This is a genomic window from Chitinophagales bacterium (assembly GCA_020635995.1).
Classification (GTDB): Bacteria; Bacteroidota; Bacteroidia; order Chitinophagales; family UBA8649; genus JAFMKE01.
On record JACJYS010000001.1, the window covers coordinates 730,193 to 751,219 of the forward strand.

Below are 21,027 nucleotides of genomic sequence, written 5' to 3' on the forward strand. Positions count from 1 at the left end.
CACTTGTTTTTAGTTTACGCCTAAAGATCTTAGTGTTTCTATGTTTAAATTGCCCACAGGTAAATTTTTATCTTTTTGGTATTGTACTAAAGCAGCTTTAGTTTGAGTTCCAAAAACATTATCTATAGGTCCCGGATTATATCCATTGCTTTTTAGTGCTTTTTGTATTTGCATAATTTTGCTTGAAGTTAAATCATCTCCACATAATATTTCTCTCCAAACTTCATACCCGCCTTTTTTCTGTAAAACTCTTTTTTGAACTGTTTTATATGTAGCCGGTGTTTCTTGCTCTATTAATCTTTCTGGAGTTACTAAAACTTGTTTTGTTTGAATTTTATACTCCATTGGTACGGTTTCATTATAAGTATATGCTTGTTTTACCATTTTTTTAGAAGTAACTTTTTTATAAACAGCAGGTACTTCTACTAAACACATTACTTGGCAATCTTCCGGATTTGCAGATAAACAACCTGCATCTGCTTTACCTTTTACCCACTTAGTAGTAGCTGGTGTAGCCATTACTTCTTCTGTTACATTTTCATAAACCGCAGGTACATTAATTACTTTTGTGGTTTGAGGTTTTAATACTACAGTATCATAAACTGTTTTATACAACGCAGGTACTTTTACCTTTTTAACAGTTCTTGGTTGGTCTATAACTTGCTCGTTAACGTAAGTATATTGGTCTTCAACATAGCATCTTGCATAGCATTTACCTGGTTCTGCATTTGGTGGCACATCTTCATTAATATTTGTAGTGGCACTGGTAGTTGCATAGTTTGTAGAACTTGTAGTGCTGTATGCTATAGTTGTAGGTGTTGCAACAGTAGTAGTATTTGTTGTACTTGTGCTTGTTCCGGTTTTACCTACCACAGTTATAGAACCATCATTTGTAGTAGTAGATGTATTACTTTTAGTAGATGAGTTGTTAATATAGATTTGTGCATTAACAGTTAATCCAAAAAAAGCAAATAAAGCGATAATAACTTTTTTCATTAGTTTTTTAATTTTAGTTTAAGACTGCAAAAGTAATTAATTTTCATTTAACTTTTAAAACATTTATAAAATAGTTTCCACAGTTTAATTGAATTCCGTTATTTTGCAGAAAATATATTTGCAATATTAATGAATGAACTAAGAGATAGGATTAATTACCTTTGGGATAACAGAGAAAATTTAGAGAAAGAAAGAGCAGTTGTAGAAAAAGTAGTTGAATTATTAGATAAGGGAGAATTGCGAGTTGCAGAGAAAAAAGATGGAAAATGGATGGTTAATGAATGGATAAAAAAAGCTGTTATTTTGTATTTTCCTATTCAAAAAATGGAAACTGTGAATGTTGGTCCATTTGAATTTCATGATAAAATTCCCTTAAAAAATAATTTTGCGGAGCAAGGTGTACGAGTAGTACCTCATGCTATAGCTCGCTACGGTTCTTTTTTAGAAAAAGGAGTGGTAATGATGCCAAGCTATGTTAATATAGGTGCGTATGTAGGTAGTGGCACTATGGTAGATACATGGGCAACTGTAGGCTCGTGTGCTCAAATAGGTAGAAATGTGCATTTAAGCGGAGGTGTAGGAATAGGCGGTGTTTTAGAACCCATACAAGCCAGCCCGGTTATCATAGAAGACGATTGTTTTATAGGCTCTAGAAGTATAGTGGTAGAAGGAGTACGATTAGAAAAAGAAGTAGTATTAGGTGCCAATGTGGTGCTTACAGCCTCTACACATATAATAGATGTAAGTGGTAGCGAACCTAAAACACATAAAGGAATAGTACCGGAAAGGTCTGTTGTAATTCCTGGTTCGTACACAAAAAGTTTTCCTGCGGGAAATTATAATGTATCTTGTGCGTTAATAATTGGAAAAAGAAAAGAATCAACTAACAAAAAAACATCTCTTAATGAAGCATTGAGAGATTATAATGTATCGGTATGATAAATAACAAAGCAAAACTAACAGCAGTATTTTTATTATTAATAAGCAATGTTTTAATAGGGCAAAGTGCAGATACTGATTTACAAAAAGTAGAAACAGTTTATAATTACATAGACCAATTTTATGTAGAAGATGTAGATAATAATAAAATAGCAGAAGCAGCTATTGTTTCTATGTTAAAAGAATTAGATCCCCACTCGGTTTATATTTCTAAAGATGAAGTACAAGCTATGAATGAACCTTTGGTTGGGAATTTTGAAGGCGTAGGCATTCAATTTAATATTTTAGACGATACAATAGTAGTAGTAGCTACCATAGCCGGTGGACCAAGTGAAAAAGTAGGACTGCTTGCAGGCGATAAAATTGTAAATATAGATGATGAATTGGTGGCGGGAATAGGAATTACCAATAAAGGAGTAATGAATAGGCTTAGAGGCGAAAAAGATTCGGAAGTAGGTGTTGAAATAAAAAGAGAAGGAGTTAAAAAACTTTTAGATTTTAAAATTATTAGAGATAAAATTCCTTTGTATTCTGTAGATGCAGCATATATGGCTACAGATAAAATAGGATATGTAAAGATAAATAGGTTTGCAGCAAAAACCAATGAAGAATTTAGAAATGCTTTAGTAAAATTAAAAAGCGAAGGCATGGAAAGCTTAATTATTGATTTAAAAGGAAATCCGGGAGGATATTTGAATGCTGCATTTTATTTAGCAGATGAGTTGCTTGGCGATGGTAAATTAATAGTTTATACCGAAGGTAAAAATAGCCCAAGAAACGATATGACGGCTACAAGATATGGCAATTTTGAAGAAGGAGATATAGTTGTTTTAATAGACCAATATTCTGCTTCTGCAAGCGAAATTTTAAGTGGAGCTATACAAGACTGGGATAGAGGAGTTGTAGTAGGCAGAAGAAGTTTTGGGAAAGGATTGGTTCAAAAGCCGTTTCCGCTTCCCGATGGTTCGCAAATTAGACTTACCATAGCAGATTATTATACGCCAAGCGGAAGATTTATTCAAAAACCCTACGAAAATGGAGTAGATGAATATAGAAAAGATATTATAAATAGACTAAATAGCGGAGAATTAACCGATAGTTTGGTAGATCATTTCCCTGATTCATTAAAGTTTAAAACCAATAATGGTAGAACGGTTTATGGCGGAGGAGGAATAACTCCGGATGTTTTTGTTCCTTTAGATACTACTTTCAGTACTGATTTTTATTCAGATGTTTTAAGAAAAGGGTATATTAATCAATTTGCTTTGAAATATGCTAATAATTACAGAGATGAATTAACTCAATATTATCCAAATGTAAAAGAATTTGACACTAATTTTACGGCAAATGATGAGTTTTTAGGTGAATTTTTGAATTATATTAAAGAGAAAGAATTAGAGTATAAAAACGAAGAGTACGAAAAATCTAAATTGGTTTTAGGTGTTCAACTGAAAGCACTTGTGGCAAGAAATATTTATGATGGCGAAGCATATTATTATGTAGTAAATAAAGTGTTGAATGACGAATTTAAGAAAGCAATAGAAATATTAAAAAGTAACAAAATAAATAATTATCTCAGTTATGAATAAAATTGGGTTGTTTTATGGTACCGATACTGGAAATACAGAGATGGTAGCCAATAAATTAATAGAAAAAATAGAAGCCATATTAGGGAGCGATAGTGTAGATTTATTTGAAATTTATCAGAAAAAAGCGGAAGATATGAATGCTTATGATTTGATAATAATGGGGCAACCTACATGGTACGATGGAGAACTTCAAGGAGACTGGGAAGAATTTATTCCGGAGCTAAAAAAAATAGATTTTTCTAATAAAAAGGTAGCATTTTTTGGTTTAGGAGACCAGTACGGATATGCTTCATATTTTTGTGATTCTCTTGGTGTTTTTGCCGATATGGTAATGGAACAAGGAGGGCAAATAGTAGGCTACACCAGCACTGAGGGCTATGAGCATGATTTTTCAAAAGCGGAAAAAGATGGTCAGTTTTGTGGCTTGTGTTTAGATGAAGATAATCAAGATGAACTAACTGAAGAAAGGTTAGAAAATTGGTTGCCAAAAGTGCTAAAAGAGTTCGGTTTAAAATAATTTTAGCTAAAAAATAGTTTAGAAGACAAAAAAACATTATATTCATAGCCTTATTTAGAATAAACCAAGGCTTATGAAAGTAAAGATATACTCGCTACTTACGCTATTTTTTGTCATTTTTATTTCTTTTGAAGTAAAAGCATCACATTTATTAGGTTCTGAAATTACCTTTGTTTGCAATGGTCCGGGAAATTATACCGTAACGCTTAATTTGTACAGAGATTGTAATGGAATAACACCTTCAGGGACACAAACACTTACATATAGTTCATCATCGTGTGGGTCAAATGGAAGTATTCAATTAAATAGAGTTGGAAACATTCAAGATATTACTCCACTATGCCCAGGAGAGCAAAGTGCCTGTAATGGCAATGGACAGTGGGGTGTTCAAAGATATACATACACAGGAACATTAACTTTGCCACCGGGATGTGGTAATGATTGGGTATTAGGGTGGAGTCAATGTTGTAGAAATGGAGCAATTAATACTTTAAGTAGCCCTTCAAATCAAAATATGTATGTAGGAGCATTGTTAGATAACACAGTTACTGCACCAGCTTGCAATAATTCCCCAACTTTTAATAATCCTCCTGCTTCAATAGTTTGTGTTAATCAACCTGTAGTGTATAATCATGGTGTTGCAGACGTAGATGGAGATTCATTGTATTTTTCTTTAGGAAACTGTTATGAAGGCAATAATAATCAAGTAAATTATTCAGGTAGCTATAGTGGAACTACGCCTTTATCAAGTTCTACGGGCATTACAGTTAATCCTAACACAGGTGCAATTTCTTTTACACCTAATCAACAACAAGTGGGTGTACTTTGTGTAAATGTGAAAGAATATAGAAATGGCGTGCTTATCAGTGAAATTAACAGAGATATGCAGTTTACAGTTATAAACTGTTCTAATCAACCGCCTCAAGCTTCGGGAGTTGATGGAACTCCAAATACCGATCCTGTAAATTTTGAAACGTCAATATGTGCTAATGGAGCATTATGTTTTACAATTGATGGTACAGACCCTAATGGTAATAATGTTACAATGTCATGGAATAATGAAATTATAGGGGCAACATTTACAGTTTCCAATAATGGGACACCAACACCATCTGCTACATTCTGTTGGAATCCGGGACCTCAAAATATAGGTCAAAATGTATTTTCAGTAAACGTGCAAGATGATGCCTGCCCAATTATCGGAGCAGGAACCTACACGTATATCATAGATGTATTGCCAAGTCCTAATACACTTGATGCAGGACCTAATGACACTATATGTTTCGGAGAATCTACTACTTTAATAGCTACTTCAATGCCAACAGCAACAAGCTATACTTGGACGCCAGTTTCTTCTTTATCAGCATCTACAGGAGCTACAGTTGTGGCATCTCCATTTGCATCAACCACTTATGAGGTATCTGCTACTTTCCCGGATGGCTGTGATTTAACTGATGTAGTAACCGTAGGAGTAGCACCCAATCCAAACGTAAGTGTTACCCCGGCTAATTCATTTAATTGTAGTGGGCAGCCTACAGATTTAAGTGCCACCTATTCTTCAAGTTATTCCTACAATTGGTCACCAGGAGCATTTCCTAATAGTGCAGATATAACCGTAAATGCTACCAGCACAACAACTTATACCGTAGAAGTAACCGAATCAAATTTTGGTTGCCAATCTACAGCCACAGCTACAGTAGTAGTGGCAGCACCTACAAGCAATGCTTGTAACGTATTGTATGTAACACCTTCAGGTATAGCTTCTAATGATGGCACAAAAGCAAGCCCGTTAGATTTAGTAACAGCAATGGAAATAGGAGCATGTAATGGAACAACCATAAAAATGGCAGTAGGAGATTATGTAACAGACTCAACAATAAATAGAGTAACCAGTTATTTAACATTAGAGGGAGGTTTTGATAATGCTACACCAAATTGGGATAAAATAAGTACCGCAGGAGCAACAAGAATATTAAGAACAGCAACCCGTTCTACATCAACAACAACATCATCAATAGTACAAGGTTCAGGAATACCAAATGAATTTGGACCAAACCCGGAAGTAGTAGCTATAGAAGTAAGTAATCAAACAGGATTTAGATTTCAAGACATAACTGTGAGAAGTCAACTTACAAACCCGAACATAGAATTTCAAGGAGAGCCGGGCGTAGATGTAATAGGTGTGAGATTAAACGCTTGCGACCAATATAATTTAGTAAGAACACAAATAAATACAAGCCAAGCAGGTAAGGGAGGTAATCAATCTTGGTCAATACCGGCAGAAGATGGAGGAGATGCAAGAGGATTAGTAGCACTTTCAAACGGAGCGGGAACTAATTTGATACAATGTAATATAACGGCAGGAGCAGCAGGAGCAGGAGGAAATTCAAATGCAAATGGAAGTCCAACACCATTAGCAGGAAGCCCGGGCACTACACAAGCAATACAAAGAACGGGGACAGCGTTTGTAACCAATCAAAATTCATTCAACTTAACAGGGCAACCAACCATATCAATGGACGATATAGCTTGTACAGCTACAAATATGGATTTTAGGCAGACAGCAAGTGGAAGCTGGACATTTGGAGCAAATAGTAACCCAAGTTCAGCCACCGGTTCAACAGTAACAACAGCATATAGTACATTAGGTAGAAAGAATATAGGTTATGCAGGTAATAATTATTCGGGCTTTGCCAATATACTATTAGATTCGCAGGTACTACCTGCATTTACCACATCGGCACCTATAGTAAATGGAGCATATAGAATATGTGCAGGAGAAGATGTAAACTTTAGTGCTACAAATGGAGGAACAGGATACATATATCATTGGGATTTAGGAGGAGGAGCAACACCAAACAATTATGACGGAGTAGCTTATGCAACACTTCAAGATATAGATTTTATGACACCGGGAATATATACCATAGAGTTAAGATACGAGACAAGTTGCTGTGGATTATCAATACCAACAACATTAGAACTACATGTAGAAGATAGACCTATTATTGTAATGCCACCTGATGCTAATTTATGTTATGGTGATCCGGGAGTAAATTTATCAGTAGGAGGAATGCTTCCAAATGGGGTAGTTAACTGGTCTCCAAGTGCTGGATTAGATGCTAATGATGTACCAAATGTTTTTGCTTCGCCAGGAGATACACTTACCTATAATGTTACTATGGTTGATTCATCGGGTTTATGCTCTAATGCCGGTTATGTAACGGTAAATGTTATTAATTTAGAACTTACAACAAGTACTACAGATTATATTTGTGTAGATGATGGAACGGCCACTGTTGCAGTAACAGGCGGAAGTGGTAGTTATTCTTATCAATGGGATGATCCTTTTAACCAAACTTCAGCCACCGCCACAGGTTTAGCAGTAGGTACATATCATGTAATAGTTACTGACAATAATTCTGGATGTCAAGATTCTGCTACAGCAGTAGTTAATCCAGCTCCAAGTTCATTAGTTGGATATATAAGCAATACAAATAATGTTTCTTGTATTGGAGCAGACGATGGAAGTTTGACCGCAAGTGTTTATGGAGGTACTGCTCCTTATGATTATACTTGGACTCCAACAGGCGGTAGTGCCACCAACTCTGGCACAAGCCACACAACTACACTTTTACCAGGAGGTAATTATACTGTTACTATAATAGATGATTTAGGCTGTCAATATGTAGTAGATGGTTTTATAGCAGAACCTGATACTTTAAGAATGGAAATAGACTCTGTTAGAAATCCATCGTGTTTAGGTGCAACTGATGGCTATTTAAGAGTATTTGTAGATGGAGGAACAGCCCCGGTTAGTGTACTTTGGGATGATGCAAATGCTACAACAACAAAAGAACTACAAAATATTGGTGTAGGCACATATTGTGTTACCGTAGTAGATGCCAATGGATGTTCAGATTCAACATGCTTTACTATAAATGCAATAACACCGCACGATACAATTTATGATACAATTTGTCAGTTTACATCTTATACTTTCCCTGATAATGATGTAGTTGCAAGTTTAAGTTCGGATACCGTAGCTATAGATACTTTATTAAATTCTATAGGTTGTGATAGTCTTGTTACCACATTCCTAACTGTCCACCCCCTTCCTGCTGTAGTAGCCAACTCAAGCGATATAGCAATATGTCCGGATGATTCATTGTATTTATACGGAACGGGAGCAGCAACTTATGTTTGGAGCACAGGTTTACCGGACAGTGCTTATTTCACTCCGCCAATAGGCAATACCGATTATTATGTAACGGGAACAGATGTAAATGGCTGTGAAAACAGAGATACCATTACCGTAACCGTAAATCCATTCCCAACAGTAGTAGCCAATGCTTCTCCAAATGATACATTGTGTGAAGGAGAACAACTAACCCTAACAGGAAGTGGAGCACAAGCACCATACACATGGTTGCCGGCAACAGTATCTGATGGCGTAGCTTTTGTGCCTCCGGTAGGCAATTCGCAATATATAGTAACCGCTTCAGATGCTAACGGCTGTACAGATACAGACACCATAAACATAGTAGTAAATCCATTGCCTACAGTAGTAGCTAATGCTTCAGATATAGCTATTTGCGAAGGAGATTCAATATACTTATATGGAACAGGAGCTATCTTTTACTCTTGGAGCGATGGTACACAAAGCTATCAAGACAGTGCTTATTTTGTACCACCTGTTGGTTCAAACGATTATTATGTAACAGGGATAGATGTAAATGGTTGCGAGAATAGAGATACGGTAACCATAACAGTAACACCTGCACCTACCGTAATAGCCAATACAACAGGAAATAACTTATGTACACCAGCCACCATAAGCCTAACAGGAAGTGGAACGGCAGGCGTAACATATACTTGGAATCCGGCTACCGTTACAGATGGCACTCCTTTTAATCCACCGGTAGGTATCACAGATTATATAGTAACAGGAACAGAACCTATTACAGGCTGTTCGGCAAAAGATACCATTACAATTACCATATATCCACTGCCAACAGTGGTAGCTAATGCTTCGCCTAATGACACTCTTTGCCAAGGAGAACAACTAACCCTAACAGGAAGCGGAGCACAAGCCCCATATACATGGACAGGAGGAAGTGGAGGCATAACAGATGGAACATCATTTACCCCAGCAGTAGGAACAACCGTATATACAGTAACCGCCACAGACGCAAACGGCTGTACCAATGATACAACTATTACCATAGTAGTACATCCAAATCCTACGGTAGGCGTAAATGTATCGCCAAACGACAGTTTATGTGGAGGCGAGCAAGTAACCTTAAATGGAACAGGAGCACAAACATATACTTGGATACCAAATACGATAGCAGACGGAGAAGCTTTTGAAGTAAATCAAGGAAGTACGGTTTATAATGTAACCGGTACAGATGCCAATGGATGCGAAGGCACAGCCACACAAACCATATATGGATATATGAATTATGAATTTTTCAATACCGTAAGTATCTGTGAAGATGAAAGCTATACCTTAGAAAATGGAACAGTAGTAAGCCAAGCAGGAACATATAGCGTAAACTTCCCAACTACAGCTAATAGTTGTGATTCCATATACAATACTACGGTAAACGTAAATCGTTTATTACAATACACACCATTAGAAGATATAAGAGTATGTAGTGGCCTGGGCGTAACCCTTGGCGTGGGAGCACAAAACACAACAGCAATACAATGGTATGTATCGTCAAATGGAGTAGAGCAGAGTTTAGCAGGAAATGCCAACTATGTGAATACAACAAGTGATAGTTTAGGATTTAATTTAGATGTATCGCTACATGAAAATATATACATTATAGAAATGACAGACGAATGTGGAAGAGTAACGAGAGATTCCATGTTGCTGGAAGTATTTGAACCACATGCAGTAGAAGATGGAGTAGCAGACACCACTTTCTGTATGTACGAAATAGATATAATAACCGTAAACTACAATGGACACAGCTATGAGTGGAACAATGGAACATTGGGAGCATCAGTAATGCCGACAGAAGCAGGAGATTACATAGTAAACTTTGTAGAGAACTACACAGGGTGTTTATTAAGTGATACGATAAATATAGGCTTAGAAGACTGCATAGGAAATTGTGTAGTATTAGCACCAACAGGTTTCAGTCCTGATGCTAGCGGAGCGAATGATGTGTTTAGAGTAGTAACCAGCTGTGAAGAAGGCTTTGATTATTTTGAAATGACAGTGTATAACAGGTGGGGCGAATTAGTATATTACACCGATGATTGGAGAGAAGGTTGGGATGGCACTTACAAAGGTAGAGATGCAGAGATAGGCGTTTACACTTATTATGTAGAATATACCAAAAGTATATCTCAAGAAAAAGGAAGTATTAAAGGAAATGTTACTTTAATAAGGTAAATTAAAATAAAACTAGCTAAGGCGGAAGCGAAAAGTGAAAGGGATAAATTTTGCTTTTCGCTTTTATATTCTTTTGCTTTTTAAATCTACTCTGATGAAGATTTGGAGTTAGTAAACCTATCTACTGTTAAAAATTTATTGGATAATAATGTTTTAAATTCAACGCAATATGAGTTAGTTAAAACGCTCTTACAACTTAATTTTATAAGAAATAAATCTTTGTTTGCTAATGCTATTATTTTAAAAAATGGCTATGAAGCATTTAAAAATGAATGGGAACTTTTATTAACTGGATTAGAAAATAAAAGCAGTGTTTTTGACTTTGAATTGCAGGAATTGAAAGATGAGGATAATGTTTAAGAGATAATGCAATCCCTTTCTGCTCATAGTATTCTGCTCCTGTCAGTTTATAAAAACATCCAATAAACGCTTACATTTGGGTTGTAAGTTTAATAAAAGTAACTGAAAATCGGTAGAGATGCTTGCTGTGAGGGGAAATTAATCTTGAAGGAGAATGATCTTTTTTAATTATTTATACTATACAATTAAAAACTGGAAATTTTTGAAACACACTACTTGGAGTGGTTCAGACGCAGCTAAATTAATTATTATATTATTGCAGTTTTATATAATAGTTGAAGTAGTTTTTATACTGTCATTTGAGTTAGGTTTCAATGATTGGTTTTATAATTTTTATAAATCAGGGAAGCCCACTATCGTTATCATTATAGCAGGTATTTTATTATCTATAATAAATGGGCTTTATTACAATGAGCAGAGGGAGGAGATGTTTATAGAAAAATGGGGAGGAGATAGTAAAATAATAAAAAGGAGGCTTAATGGACATTTTTTAGGATAGGAATCGCTGTAACAGTTATAATTATTAGCTTTGAGGGCAATCAAAGGTTATGAATAAAAAAAGTGCTTAAGCTGTGGTAAAGGATTTACCAAGAAAAATGGAAAAGTTAAAGGTGTTCAATTGTATAAATGCTCTTATTGTGGGAAACAATTTTTAGGAGGTAATAGGATTGACAATAAGATTCTTTGGGATGAATACTTATATGGAAAACAAACCTATTCTCAACTTGCTATTAGATATACATGTTCAGTAAAAACCATTCAAAGAAGATTGGATTCTATTTTAGTTGAATTAAAATCAAAAGTTCCAAGAGAAGTAGTTGTTCTTATGGATACAACCTATTGGGGAAGGAACTTTGGCGTTATGTTGTTTAAGGATAGTCTAACAAAAGAGAATTTATTGAAGTACTATGTCAGAACAGAAACAAATGCTTTATATATCAAGGGAATCAATGAATTAAAATCTTTGGGGTTTAAGATTAATGGTATTGTTTGTGATGGAAGAAAAGGTTTAATCCAATCATTTGATGTTCCTGTTCAAATGTGTCAATTTCATCAATCTGCAATTATACGAAGATATTTAACCAAGAACCCCAAACTTATAGCATCTAAAGAACTAATGGAAGTTGTCAATTTAATGAAGCAAACAGATAAAGAATCTTTTACAGGAGCTTTAGATTTATGGTTTAATAAATGGGAAGACTTTCTCAATGAAAGAACGATTAACCCCGTTACAAATAAATCCTTTTATACACATAAAAAATTACGAAGTGCATATAGAAGTTTAAAAAATAATTTACCTTGGTTATTTACTTGGTACGATTATATAGAACTTAATATTCCAAACACTACCAATGCTATTGATGGTCATTTTGCAGACTTAAAGAATAAACTAAGAAACCACAATGGATTATCTAAAAAAAGAAAAATTAAATTTATAGATGAGTTTTTAAAGGCATAAAGCTCTCCAAAAATAGCTATGGACTCCTAATTTTAGCAGTCCATAGTACCGATATTTTTATCGAGCATCTACATTATCCCTGACGAGTTGCTCTCCAGCAGAGCTCGCTTCCGTTTATATAGACAACACAAATTTGGAAAATTAAATTTGACAATCCTAAAAAACATAAAAAATAGAGCCTAAAAAATGTCCATTAGAACTTCACGTCTGAAAAATAGCCTAATTTTTGTCCATTATTCCAAAAAGGATAAAGAATATAATACTGTTTATTTTTTTAATATTGTAAATTACCTTAATGTTTATATTGAATTTATTTAAGAATTGGTGGTAGATAATTTTGGATTGAGAGTTTAATAAAAAAAGTGGAAATCGGCAGGGATATCCACTACGGGGGCAAAAGTTTCGCATCTAACAGTCTAAAAATCTTTGCTAATCACTACCTTTTTATTGCTTATCAACATGCCTGTTTTATCCTTTATGGTAAGGTTGTAAATGCCGCTTGTCCAATCAACAGTTGAGATATTATTCTTTCTATCAGTTATATTGCCGGTATAAATAATCTGCCCTAGAGTGTTGGAAATTTGTACGGTATAATCCTTTTCATCTTCATTTAATTCTAAGGTAAAGGAGTTGGATGTAGGGTTGGGATAAATAGTCCAGCTTAAATCAGATGGATTAATATTGATAATCCCAACATTGTCTTTTACAAAAAGATGTGTAATGATAACACTATCACAATTATTTATTGTTTGTAATGTATCGTAATAGATTCCTGTTTGATTAACAACTGTACCATTTGGTAAAGTATAAGTTTCTGTATTTAAAATGGTGTCAAAAATTGAGATTGTAAATGAATTGTCAATAAAAATATCATATTTTACAATTGAATCGCAACCATTAATTGATAATAGAGTGTCATATATGCTTTGACTTAGGAAATACAATATACCATTAACAGCTACACTATCGCAAGCCTCAATTTGTTCAGTTTTAAATGTTCCATTATTGATAGTAAGAATTGTATTTAAAACAGAATCACAACCATTTGGTGTAGTAAAAGATTGAACTAAATTTTGTGAAGAAGTGTACCAATTTCCCATAAAATAGATACTATCACAAGCGGTTTCAATTTGGGTTTCGAATGTTGAGTAATGAATGGTCAAATCGGTATTGATAATCGAATCGCAACCGTTAACAGTTTGGAAGGTATCTCTAATGAACTGAGAAGCCAAATACCAGTTATCATTAATTTGAGCAGAATCACATTCAGTCACCGTTTCATTTTGAATTACCGAATTGTAAATTGTTATATCCGTTTGAACAACCGAATCGCAACCATTTGATGTTGAGAGCGTATCGTAGATCGTTTGAGAACTGTAGAACCAATCTCCAAAAATTTCTAAACTATCACAAGCGGTTTCAATTTGGGTTTCGAATGTTGAGTAATGAATAGTTAAATCGGTATTAATAATCGAATCACAACTATTTATAGTTTGGAAGGTATCTCTAACGAGTTGAGAAGTCAAATACCAATTACCATTAATTTGAGTAGAATCACATGCAGTTACCAATTCATTTTGAACGACAGAATTGTAAATTGTTATATCCGTTTGAACAACCGAATCGCAACCGTTTAATGTTGAGAGCGTATCATAGATCGTTTGAGAACTGTAAAACCATGTGCCACCAACTAAAGCAGAATCACATGCCTCTATCTGTAAAGCATTAGTCTGAATAGAATTGTTGATTACCAAATGAGTTTCTAATATTGAATCGCATCCGAAATTTGATTTGAGTATTGTGAAAATGGTGTCATCTGCATAAAAGACCTGCTGATTAATAATGGCACTATCGCAATACAAGGAAATTACAACGGACGTATCTGGATCTGGTATTACATCTATTAAAGTGTTAAAAACACTATTCGTTTTAATTGGGTAGTTATAATCAAAAAAGATCAATGCGTCATTGTCTACTATTGTGCCATTATTTAGCCCAGATTTCGGATATATTTGATAATTCACATATCCTTTACTAAGTATCGGAGAATTAGCACTGTTTGGTAATAAAATACTATCAAATCTAAAAATTATAATACTATCAGATACCAACTCTATTATCAAGTCTTCGTGACTTTTGTCAACGAGTAAAAAACTTGCAATATCTAAGTCTGTATCTATGGTATCTACTATTCTTACATCTATGGCTTCTGCATTTCCGATATTTTGAAAATTGATAATATAGTTCAATGGATCATCTTTTATAACAAGATGATTATCGCATTCTCCATTAGGAATAACTTGTTTGTTGTTAGGGTCTAGGCTGTTCATCCATCCATAACAATTAATACTTGTATTGTTAAATGAGTTGTAGTCGCCAGCAAATGGAGCTGAAACTGCTTTGATACAACTAATGCTATTGGTATTAAAAGTGGAGTCCATTATCACAGTGATAACGGGAGTGATGCATCCAGAATCATAGTCTAAATTTGTGAAATTCCAAAAAAGTGAATCTCCAGCAATACTATCGGGAGTAATTGTAGAAGACTGATAGTTCATTAGCTCATCTAGAACCACTAAAAATTGTCCTGAAACTGGTGTGCAAGATGAATTACAAGAATTTGCAGTAATTTCATAACTTAAGCCAGGTCTAAAAGTAGTAGATGAGCTATAAATTGAAGAGATTAACTCAAAACTACCTATTACGGATGGTCCTTCTACGTACACAGAAGTACTCCTGCTGCATCCAACAGAATCAATTACCTCAAGATGATGAAATCCTTCAGTGAAAACGGTTAAAAATGAATCGTTAGGTGTTGAGGAATAATCCCAATAGTATTCAACAGGCCCTTTTGGATTGATAGTAGTGGCAACTATTTGTCCATCAGAAACACAATTTACCTCATTTATATCTTCAACAACCAAAGCCATAGATACGCATGAGTCGGGGCTCAATTTTATGAAGTACTTATACCCAAGAGAATAAGCAGGAGTTTCACCTGGTCCAGGATCTAGGTCTGCACCTGCGGCAATTGTTCCACATAGGAGGATGTTACCATCTTGGTTTAATCCTAGAACATATGCTTCGTCATTAGTTTGAATGCTACCAGATTTGAGAATTCTGGCCCATAAATAATTTCCAGCAGAATCTAAGGATACTACAAAAACATCACTGTAAGAAGAATTCCCAGAATTAAAAGCATTGATTCCAAGACCTGGATTTAAATCTAAAGATCCAAAGAAGGTTCCAGTAAAATATAAATTGTCATTTTCACCAATTGCCATCTGCACCATCTCATTTTCACCATACCCGCTAATATCATGCACCCAAACTAAATCTCCATTGTCATCCAAACGCATCACAAACATGTCAAAGGAGCCATTTGTATTTAGCAATGCAGTACCTGGATCTAAATCTGTATACCCTAAAAAATTTCCACAAATAATGGTTCCATTGTTATCCGTAGATACAATCCCTGTGGGATATACTTTCCCTAGAGAATTGATTTCTTTGGCCCATAGAAAATCTCCAGCGGAGTTTAATTTAAGGATAAATGTTTCTGGATAATATATGGAACTATTACTATTGCCTGTCATGTTAAACGTATCTATTCCAGGGTCAAAATCTATTGTACTTTTAAATCTTCCAGTGGCATTAATGTCGCCATTGGAACTTATACTGATATTATCAATAATTGACACATCATTTGTTAAACTGCTTCTTAAAGACTTAATCCACATAAATTCTCCTTGGGGGTTGAATTTGGCAATAAAGCCATCTACCCCTATTGCGGTATTTTGAATGTTTTGGTTAGTAGCATAAATCGTAGAAGTACTATAGAAACTTCCTGCAACAATAACATTTCCTATTTGATCTAAATCGATTTCATGGATTCTTGATTCTGTTATTAGAACCTCCCAAATTTCATTCCCATCTGAATCTAATTTATTTAGATAAGATCTACCACCAATTTCGTTATTGTTATCACCTGTATGCGTACTTACATAGACATCATCATCTTGATTAACAGCAACCGAAGTAGAAGTATATTCTGAGAAGAAATTACTTGTTTGCAAATACTTATACCACACCAAGTTGCCATCTTCAGCTATTTTCATGATTAATGGACGCTTGTTTCCACCTGGACCATAAAATGAAACAACATTACCTGAAACATAATTTTGATAGGTAACCATACCAGTAATGGAGGATTGACCAACATAAAAATTATCTCCATACTGATTAGAGGCTACATCCTTTAACTCAACGATATTATGTTTTAACAAACTGCCCCATTCAAAAAATTGTCCCATACTAGTGAAAAAACATGTGAATTGAGATATAATAAATAAAATAATAATTCGATAGATTTTCATACTAAAATGTGGTTTATAAAATTACTAATAGTTTAATAGACTTTGAAGATATGAATAATTCCTAAGTTCAAGTAATAAGTGCAACAAAAAAATAGATAGTAAATTACATTTTTTTGCAATTTACTATCTGGTATAAAAGCGTTGCGCTAACAACATGAGTAAATATTTTTCCCCGTTTAGAGCCTCTCATAGAGGACTCTAAACCAATTTACAAAATTGTTGCGTGAGACACGCACCATGGCGAAGTACGCAACCGTGTAATTAAAGCTAGAGAAATACAATTGGAACGATACAAAGACAGTGAAATATTTAGCAATGCGCAAATAAGCTCTAAGCAATTACGAACGTTTTGTCAAATATCGGAGGCAAGCACTAAACTGCTTGACCGTGCCATGGAAAAACTAAACCTAAGTGCCCGTGCCTACGACCGCATCCTAAAAGTAAGCCGCACCATTGCAGATTTAGATGACAGCGAAACCATAAAACCCGAGCACGTAGCCGAAGCCATTCAGTATCGTTCATTAGACAGGGAAAACTGGGGTGCTTAATAGCTTACAAAGAAGAAAATGGCTAAACTAAAGCGTCTACTTGTCTAACATTCTATAACTCTATCCGTCTATTAGGGAGTTTGGATAGGGAGAATTGGGGAAGCTAAAACTCATTACTAATCACCACTTTTTTATTGCCTATTAATATACCAGTTTTATCTTTAAAGACTATGCTGTAAATTCCATTTGTCCAATCAACAGTTGAGATATTATTCTTTCCTTCAACAATGTTGTCAGTATAAATTATTTGCCCTAAAGTGTTGGAAATTTCAATATTGAGTTTCTCATCATTTTCGCTTAGTGCTATAGTAAAAGAGTTGGATGCAGGGTTGGGATAAATTGCAAAGACAGTGTTTTTATATGCGTTTACATTATTTATTACCACAATATTTGAAAATGAGTATGCTCCGTCAAAATCTACTTGTTTTAGGCGATAATAGTTATTGCCTTCAATAAAAGTTTTATCAAAATAAGTATAGTTTGTTGTTTCATTGCTATTGCCCTTCCCTTTTTGTTTTCCAATAGTATTAAAATCAATACCGTTATCGCTTCGTTCCAGTTCAAAGTAATCATTGTTTATTTCAATGGCGGTAGTCCACTTAAGTTCATTCATTTCTCCTTTGTTTTGCCCTTGCAATTCTTGCAAATATTCTACCGGCAAGGTGGTATTATTATTTGCTTTAGCGGCTGCAAAACCCGAAAATCCTTGTGAAAAAGTGCCTTGAACTTTATTGCCCAAATTAATATATGCTTGAATTAAGGGACTGGTGGCTTCAAAGTTTGTATTTCCATTGGCTAATGGGGTAGTAGGGGAAATATTGGCAATAGCTCCCCCCGTTTTTGTTAAACTCAAATTAGTATAGCTTTCTCCCGTTTGCTGTTCCCAACCATCTACCTCTGCCTGTGCGTAGTATAAAGTTATATCATATTCTCCGGTAGGATTATTGTATGTGGGCGTAATTAACACCGTTTTTTCCGTGGCATAATAGCTTGCATCATTTATTAAATAAGGCAATGCTCCCATTCCTTCTCTGTCAATTTGTATTTGTGTACACCCATAATTCCAACTGTTGTTGTTTTGTATGCTTGCTATAATATCTCCCGAGCTTTCATCATAAAAATGTACCAAATCATTAGGACCTAAATAGGCAGTTTTAGTTTCATTCAAATTTGTGGCGATTTTAGCTTTATGAAATGCAGTTAATTTAAAATTGTCCATCATATACCAAAACCCTTCTTGCTCATTTTCTATACCAATTCTTATTTTGAAATCTGAATTATTAAAACCCATTAAAGAAAAAATAGCATGTTCTGGGTGAAAATTACTTCCTATATTCCCATCAGATTTTGTATGGCGTAAATAATTAATCCAAGTATTTCCATTCCATGCCTCTACTATTAAATCTCCGGCAGTTAGAGGAACATTCCTTAACCAATGATCAAATTCTAAATGCAATGAATCAAATTGACTTACATTAATTTCCGGTGTAATTAAGTAGGTAGAGCACAAGACCTGATTCCATGAATAGTAGTTTGAAATACACATATAATTTGTGCTATCTAAAGAATTGTTGAAATTGTGATTGTTCGGGTCATAAATCCAAGAGTTCCAAAAAGATGAACTCCACCAATAGGTGTTTGAATACATTGGATTAGATATTATTCTTTGCCAACCGGGCAAGGTATCTGCTTGCATAGTATCAAAATTTTCATCTAAAAGTATAGTAGCTATCCATTTATCTTGCGGATTAATGGGGTCGTTATCGTTTATTAATACAAGGCAGGTATTGGTTTGTTGTGAAGTGTCAAAATCACTTACACCGTTAATGCTAAGTTTTAATTCTATATTTTCTTGCGTTTCGCTGGCATTATCATCAAAAATTCTTAACTGAAGATATTGCACACTGTTTTGCCCTGCTAAAAAGGTAATGCTTGGGTTTAGTATATCAAAATCTATTTGGTTTAATGCACTGCCCGTAGCATTTATAGTTGTATTTACATTGTTGGTAGGCACATCACTTATATACAAAGGGATATTATAATCGGTATATTTTCTGCAATTTAGTGTGCCGTCTTTTCCCGTTTCGCTCACTTGAATATTGCTGTACTCAAAACCCACTTCTTTGCTCAATGTGCCACCATCTACCAAAATATTATCTATGTAAAGTTGATTGCCGTTTTTATTGTAGTTTTCAAACTTAAAACTTACAAAGTTTCCTACAAAAGCATCTAAGTTTATTGTTAGTTTTTTCCAATCTGTGGCCGAAGGGATAAATTTTTGGTAGGTTTTTTCTGTTGTAGCCAAATTAGTATCGGAAATAGCAAGAATTGTGGTTGCAAAATTATTTCCGCAATCTGTTGAAATGTATATGGTAAAAGAATCGCAGTTTATATGTGGTTGATAGGCAATATCAAAACTTAAACGAGCATTTTCAACATTTCTTAAATCGTATGCTTTTGTAATAAAAGCATCTTTTTCTTCATAGCCCGTATAATCAAAATTATTAAAACACCAAGCCAGTGAATTGGCACCATTGTTTCCGGTTACGTTTTCTAATTCCCATTTTCTTCCATGGTCTAAATTTTCTAAATACCAATCGGCAGGAATGCCGTTATTCATAGTTTCTAAATGTGGCACTTGGTAGGCTTGTGTTATTTTAACAGGCTTTTTTCGTGTATAAACTTTGCCGTTGTTTGTTCCTTTTAGGGTAATCCAATAAATGCCCGGCTGTGCAAAAGCATGCGTTATATTAGCCCCTGTATAGTCTGTAGTGCCGTCATTATTTACATCCCAACTTAAATTACTTAAACCAATATTTTGGCTTTGAAAATTATATACATAAGGACTATCGCACGATACCAAATTTTGGTAATTAAAATCTATATGAATAGTAGAACAAGTTAAATAATTTCTGCGGTTTAAATAATTCCATAGCATAAAATCGGATTGCTCTGCCGAAAAATGCGTAAGGCATTTATTGGGAGCATAGCTCATAAGATTATGAACATCGGGCGTATAAACTTGGTAGTGCATGTCTTTGTTAGTACGAATATATTGGCAGGCTGTATCTACACTAATACCATAGGTGCTGTGCATACCGGGGTCGGCAGGTGTATCGCAAAAATAATCGGCCGTTTCACTACAATTAGAGCCATCTACATACTCTTCTGTATAAGTATTTCCTAAAACATCATATAATAAACCATGCGTGTGCAATAAACCAAAAAAATGACCCATTTCATGAGCAAAAACGGCAGAATCTACATTGTTTCTCAATATAATCCAATCGCCACCGCCCGGAGTAGGAGCTACACCTGCCGCCATACTGCCATAGTGTATAATATAACGTGCAAAAAACAGATTTATGGTATTGGGTATTCCATGTGTGTTATATACTGAATCATACAATCCGTTGTGCATATTGTAAAATAATGTGCTATTTATATAGTTGTAATTTCCGCATACATAAAATTCAATACCTGCATCTTCAAAAACCTTGTTCATAAAGTTGATGCCTTGCGAAATAGTGGCTGTATCTATGTTTGATACGCCATTGTCATCTCTAATAATATGCACGTTTATAGCTATACTGTTTTTTGCCGTATTGCTGCTTTTGTGTCCATTGTTTTGAGCTAAATAAAGCTGCTTGTTTGCTTTATAATCTGTCAAATTTGCTTTGTATTCTTCTATATAATTATTGGAATACACAAAACCGCATGTTTCGTTTTGTGCACTAGTTTTGTAGCAAAAAAATATTAGGAAAAGTATTGAAATATATGATGACTTCATTGTTAAAAAGTTTAATATTAATTATATAGAACAATCTCGTTGTA

Annotated in this window: 11 protein-coding genes; 8 read left to right on the forward strand and 3 right to left on the reverse strand. The window is 34.6% G+C overall.

From position 1 onward, the window contains the following. Positions 1 to 9 precede the first annotated feature (9 nt). Positions 10 to 996 carry a peptidoglycan-binding protein gene (locus tag H6578_03185; GenBank protein ID MCB9226165.1) on the reverse strand — a complete coding sequence of 329 codons (987 nt, stop codon included), beginning with the start codon at positions 994 to 996 and terminating at the stop codon, positions 10 to 12. Positions 997 to 1,125: 129 nt separating this feature from the next. On the opposite strand from H6578_03185, the gene H6578_03190 reads away from it, so the two are divergent. The 7 genes from H6578_03190 (at position 1,126) to H6578_03220 (ending at position 12,269) form a co-directional block, all read left to right on the forward strand. Beyond that, entirely contained in the window at positions 1,126 to 1,935 is an 810-nt protein-coding gene (locus H6578_03190; protein MCB9226166.1) for a 2,3,4,5-tetrahydropyridine-2,6-dicarboxylate N-succinyltransferase, read from the forward strand. Further along, positions 1,932 to 3,524 (forward strand): S41 family peptidase, encoded by a 1,593-nt coding sequence (locus H6578_03195; protein ID MCB9226167.1) that lies wholly within the window; start codon positions 1,932 to 1,934, stop codon positions 3,522 to 3,524. Before H6578_03190 ends, H6578_03195 begins: the two co-directional genes overlap by 4 nt. Then, positions 3,517 to 4,041, forward strand: coding sequence for a flavodoxin (locus H6578_03200; protein ID MCB9226168.1), 525 nt, complete (start codon positions 3,517 to 3,519; stop codon positions 4,039 to 4,041). The genes H6578_03195 and H6578_03200 overlap by 8 nt, the downstream gene beginning before the upstream one ends. A 73-nt stretch (positions 4,042 to 4,114) precedes the next feature. Then, the gene (locus H6578_03205; protein ID MCB9226169.1) at positions 4,115 to 10,450 is read left to right on the forward strand and encodes a gliding motility-associated C-terminal domain-containing protein; all 6,336 of its coding nucleotides are present in this window, start codon (positions 4,115 to 4,117) and stop codon (positions 10,448 to 10,450) included. Positions 10,451 to 10,552: 102 nt separating this feature from the next. Further along, positions 10,553 to 10,810 carry a hypothetical protein gene (locus H6578_03210; protein MCB9226170.1) on the forward strand — a complete coding sequence of 86 codons (258 nt, stop codon included), beginning with the start codon at positions 10,553 to 10,555 and terminating at the stop codon, positions 10,808 to 10,810. Positions 10,811 to 11,012: 202 nt separating this feature from the next. Continuing rightward, positions 11,013 to 11,309 carry a hypothetical protein gene (locus tag H6578_03215; GenBank protein ID MCB9226171.1) on the forward strand — a complete coding sequence of 99 codons (297 nt, stop codon included), beginning with the start codon at positions 11,013 to 11,015 and terminating at the stop codon, positions 11,307 to 11,309. Positions 11,310 to 11,477: 168 nt separating this feature from the next. Then, positions 11,478 to 12,269 carry a hypothetical protein gene (locus H6578_03220; GenBank protein ID MCB9226172.1) on the forward strand — a complete coding sequence of 264 codons (792 nt, stop codon included), beginning with the start codon at positions 11,478 to 11,480 and terminating at the stop codon, positions 12,267 to 12,269. 416 nt (positions 12,270 to 12,685) lie between these two features. Here H6578_03220 and H6578_03225 read toward each other — a convergent pair whose 3' ends face one another. Continuing rightward, positions 12,686 to 16,645: a T9SS type A sorting domain-containing protein gene (locus tag H6578_03225; GenBank protein ID MCB9226173.1), complete on the reverse strand. Its 3,960-nt coding sequence runs from the start codon at positions 16,643 to 16,645 to the stop codon at positions 12,686 to 12,688. Between the two features lie 260 nt (positions 16,646 to 16,905). Between H6578_03225 and H6578_03230 the strand changes: the two genes are divergently transcribed. Next, complete coding sequence (locus H6578_03230; protein ID MCB9226174.1) at positions 16,906 to 17,193, forward strand: hypothetical protein; 288 nt, start codon at positions 16,906 to 16,908, stop codon at positions 17,191 to 17,193. A 103-nt stretch (positions 17,194 to 17,296) separates the two neighbouring features. Here H6578_03230 and H6578_03235 read toward each other — a convergent pair whose 3' ends face one another. Further along, entirely contained in the window at positions 17,297 to 20,983 is a 3,687-nt protein-coding gene (locus H6578_03235) for a T9SS type A sorting domain-containing protein (protein ID MCB9226175.1), read from the reverse strand. Positions 20,984 to 21,027 lie beyond the last annotated feature (44 nt).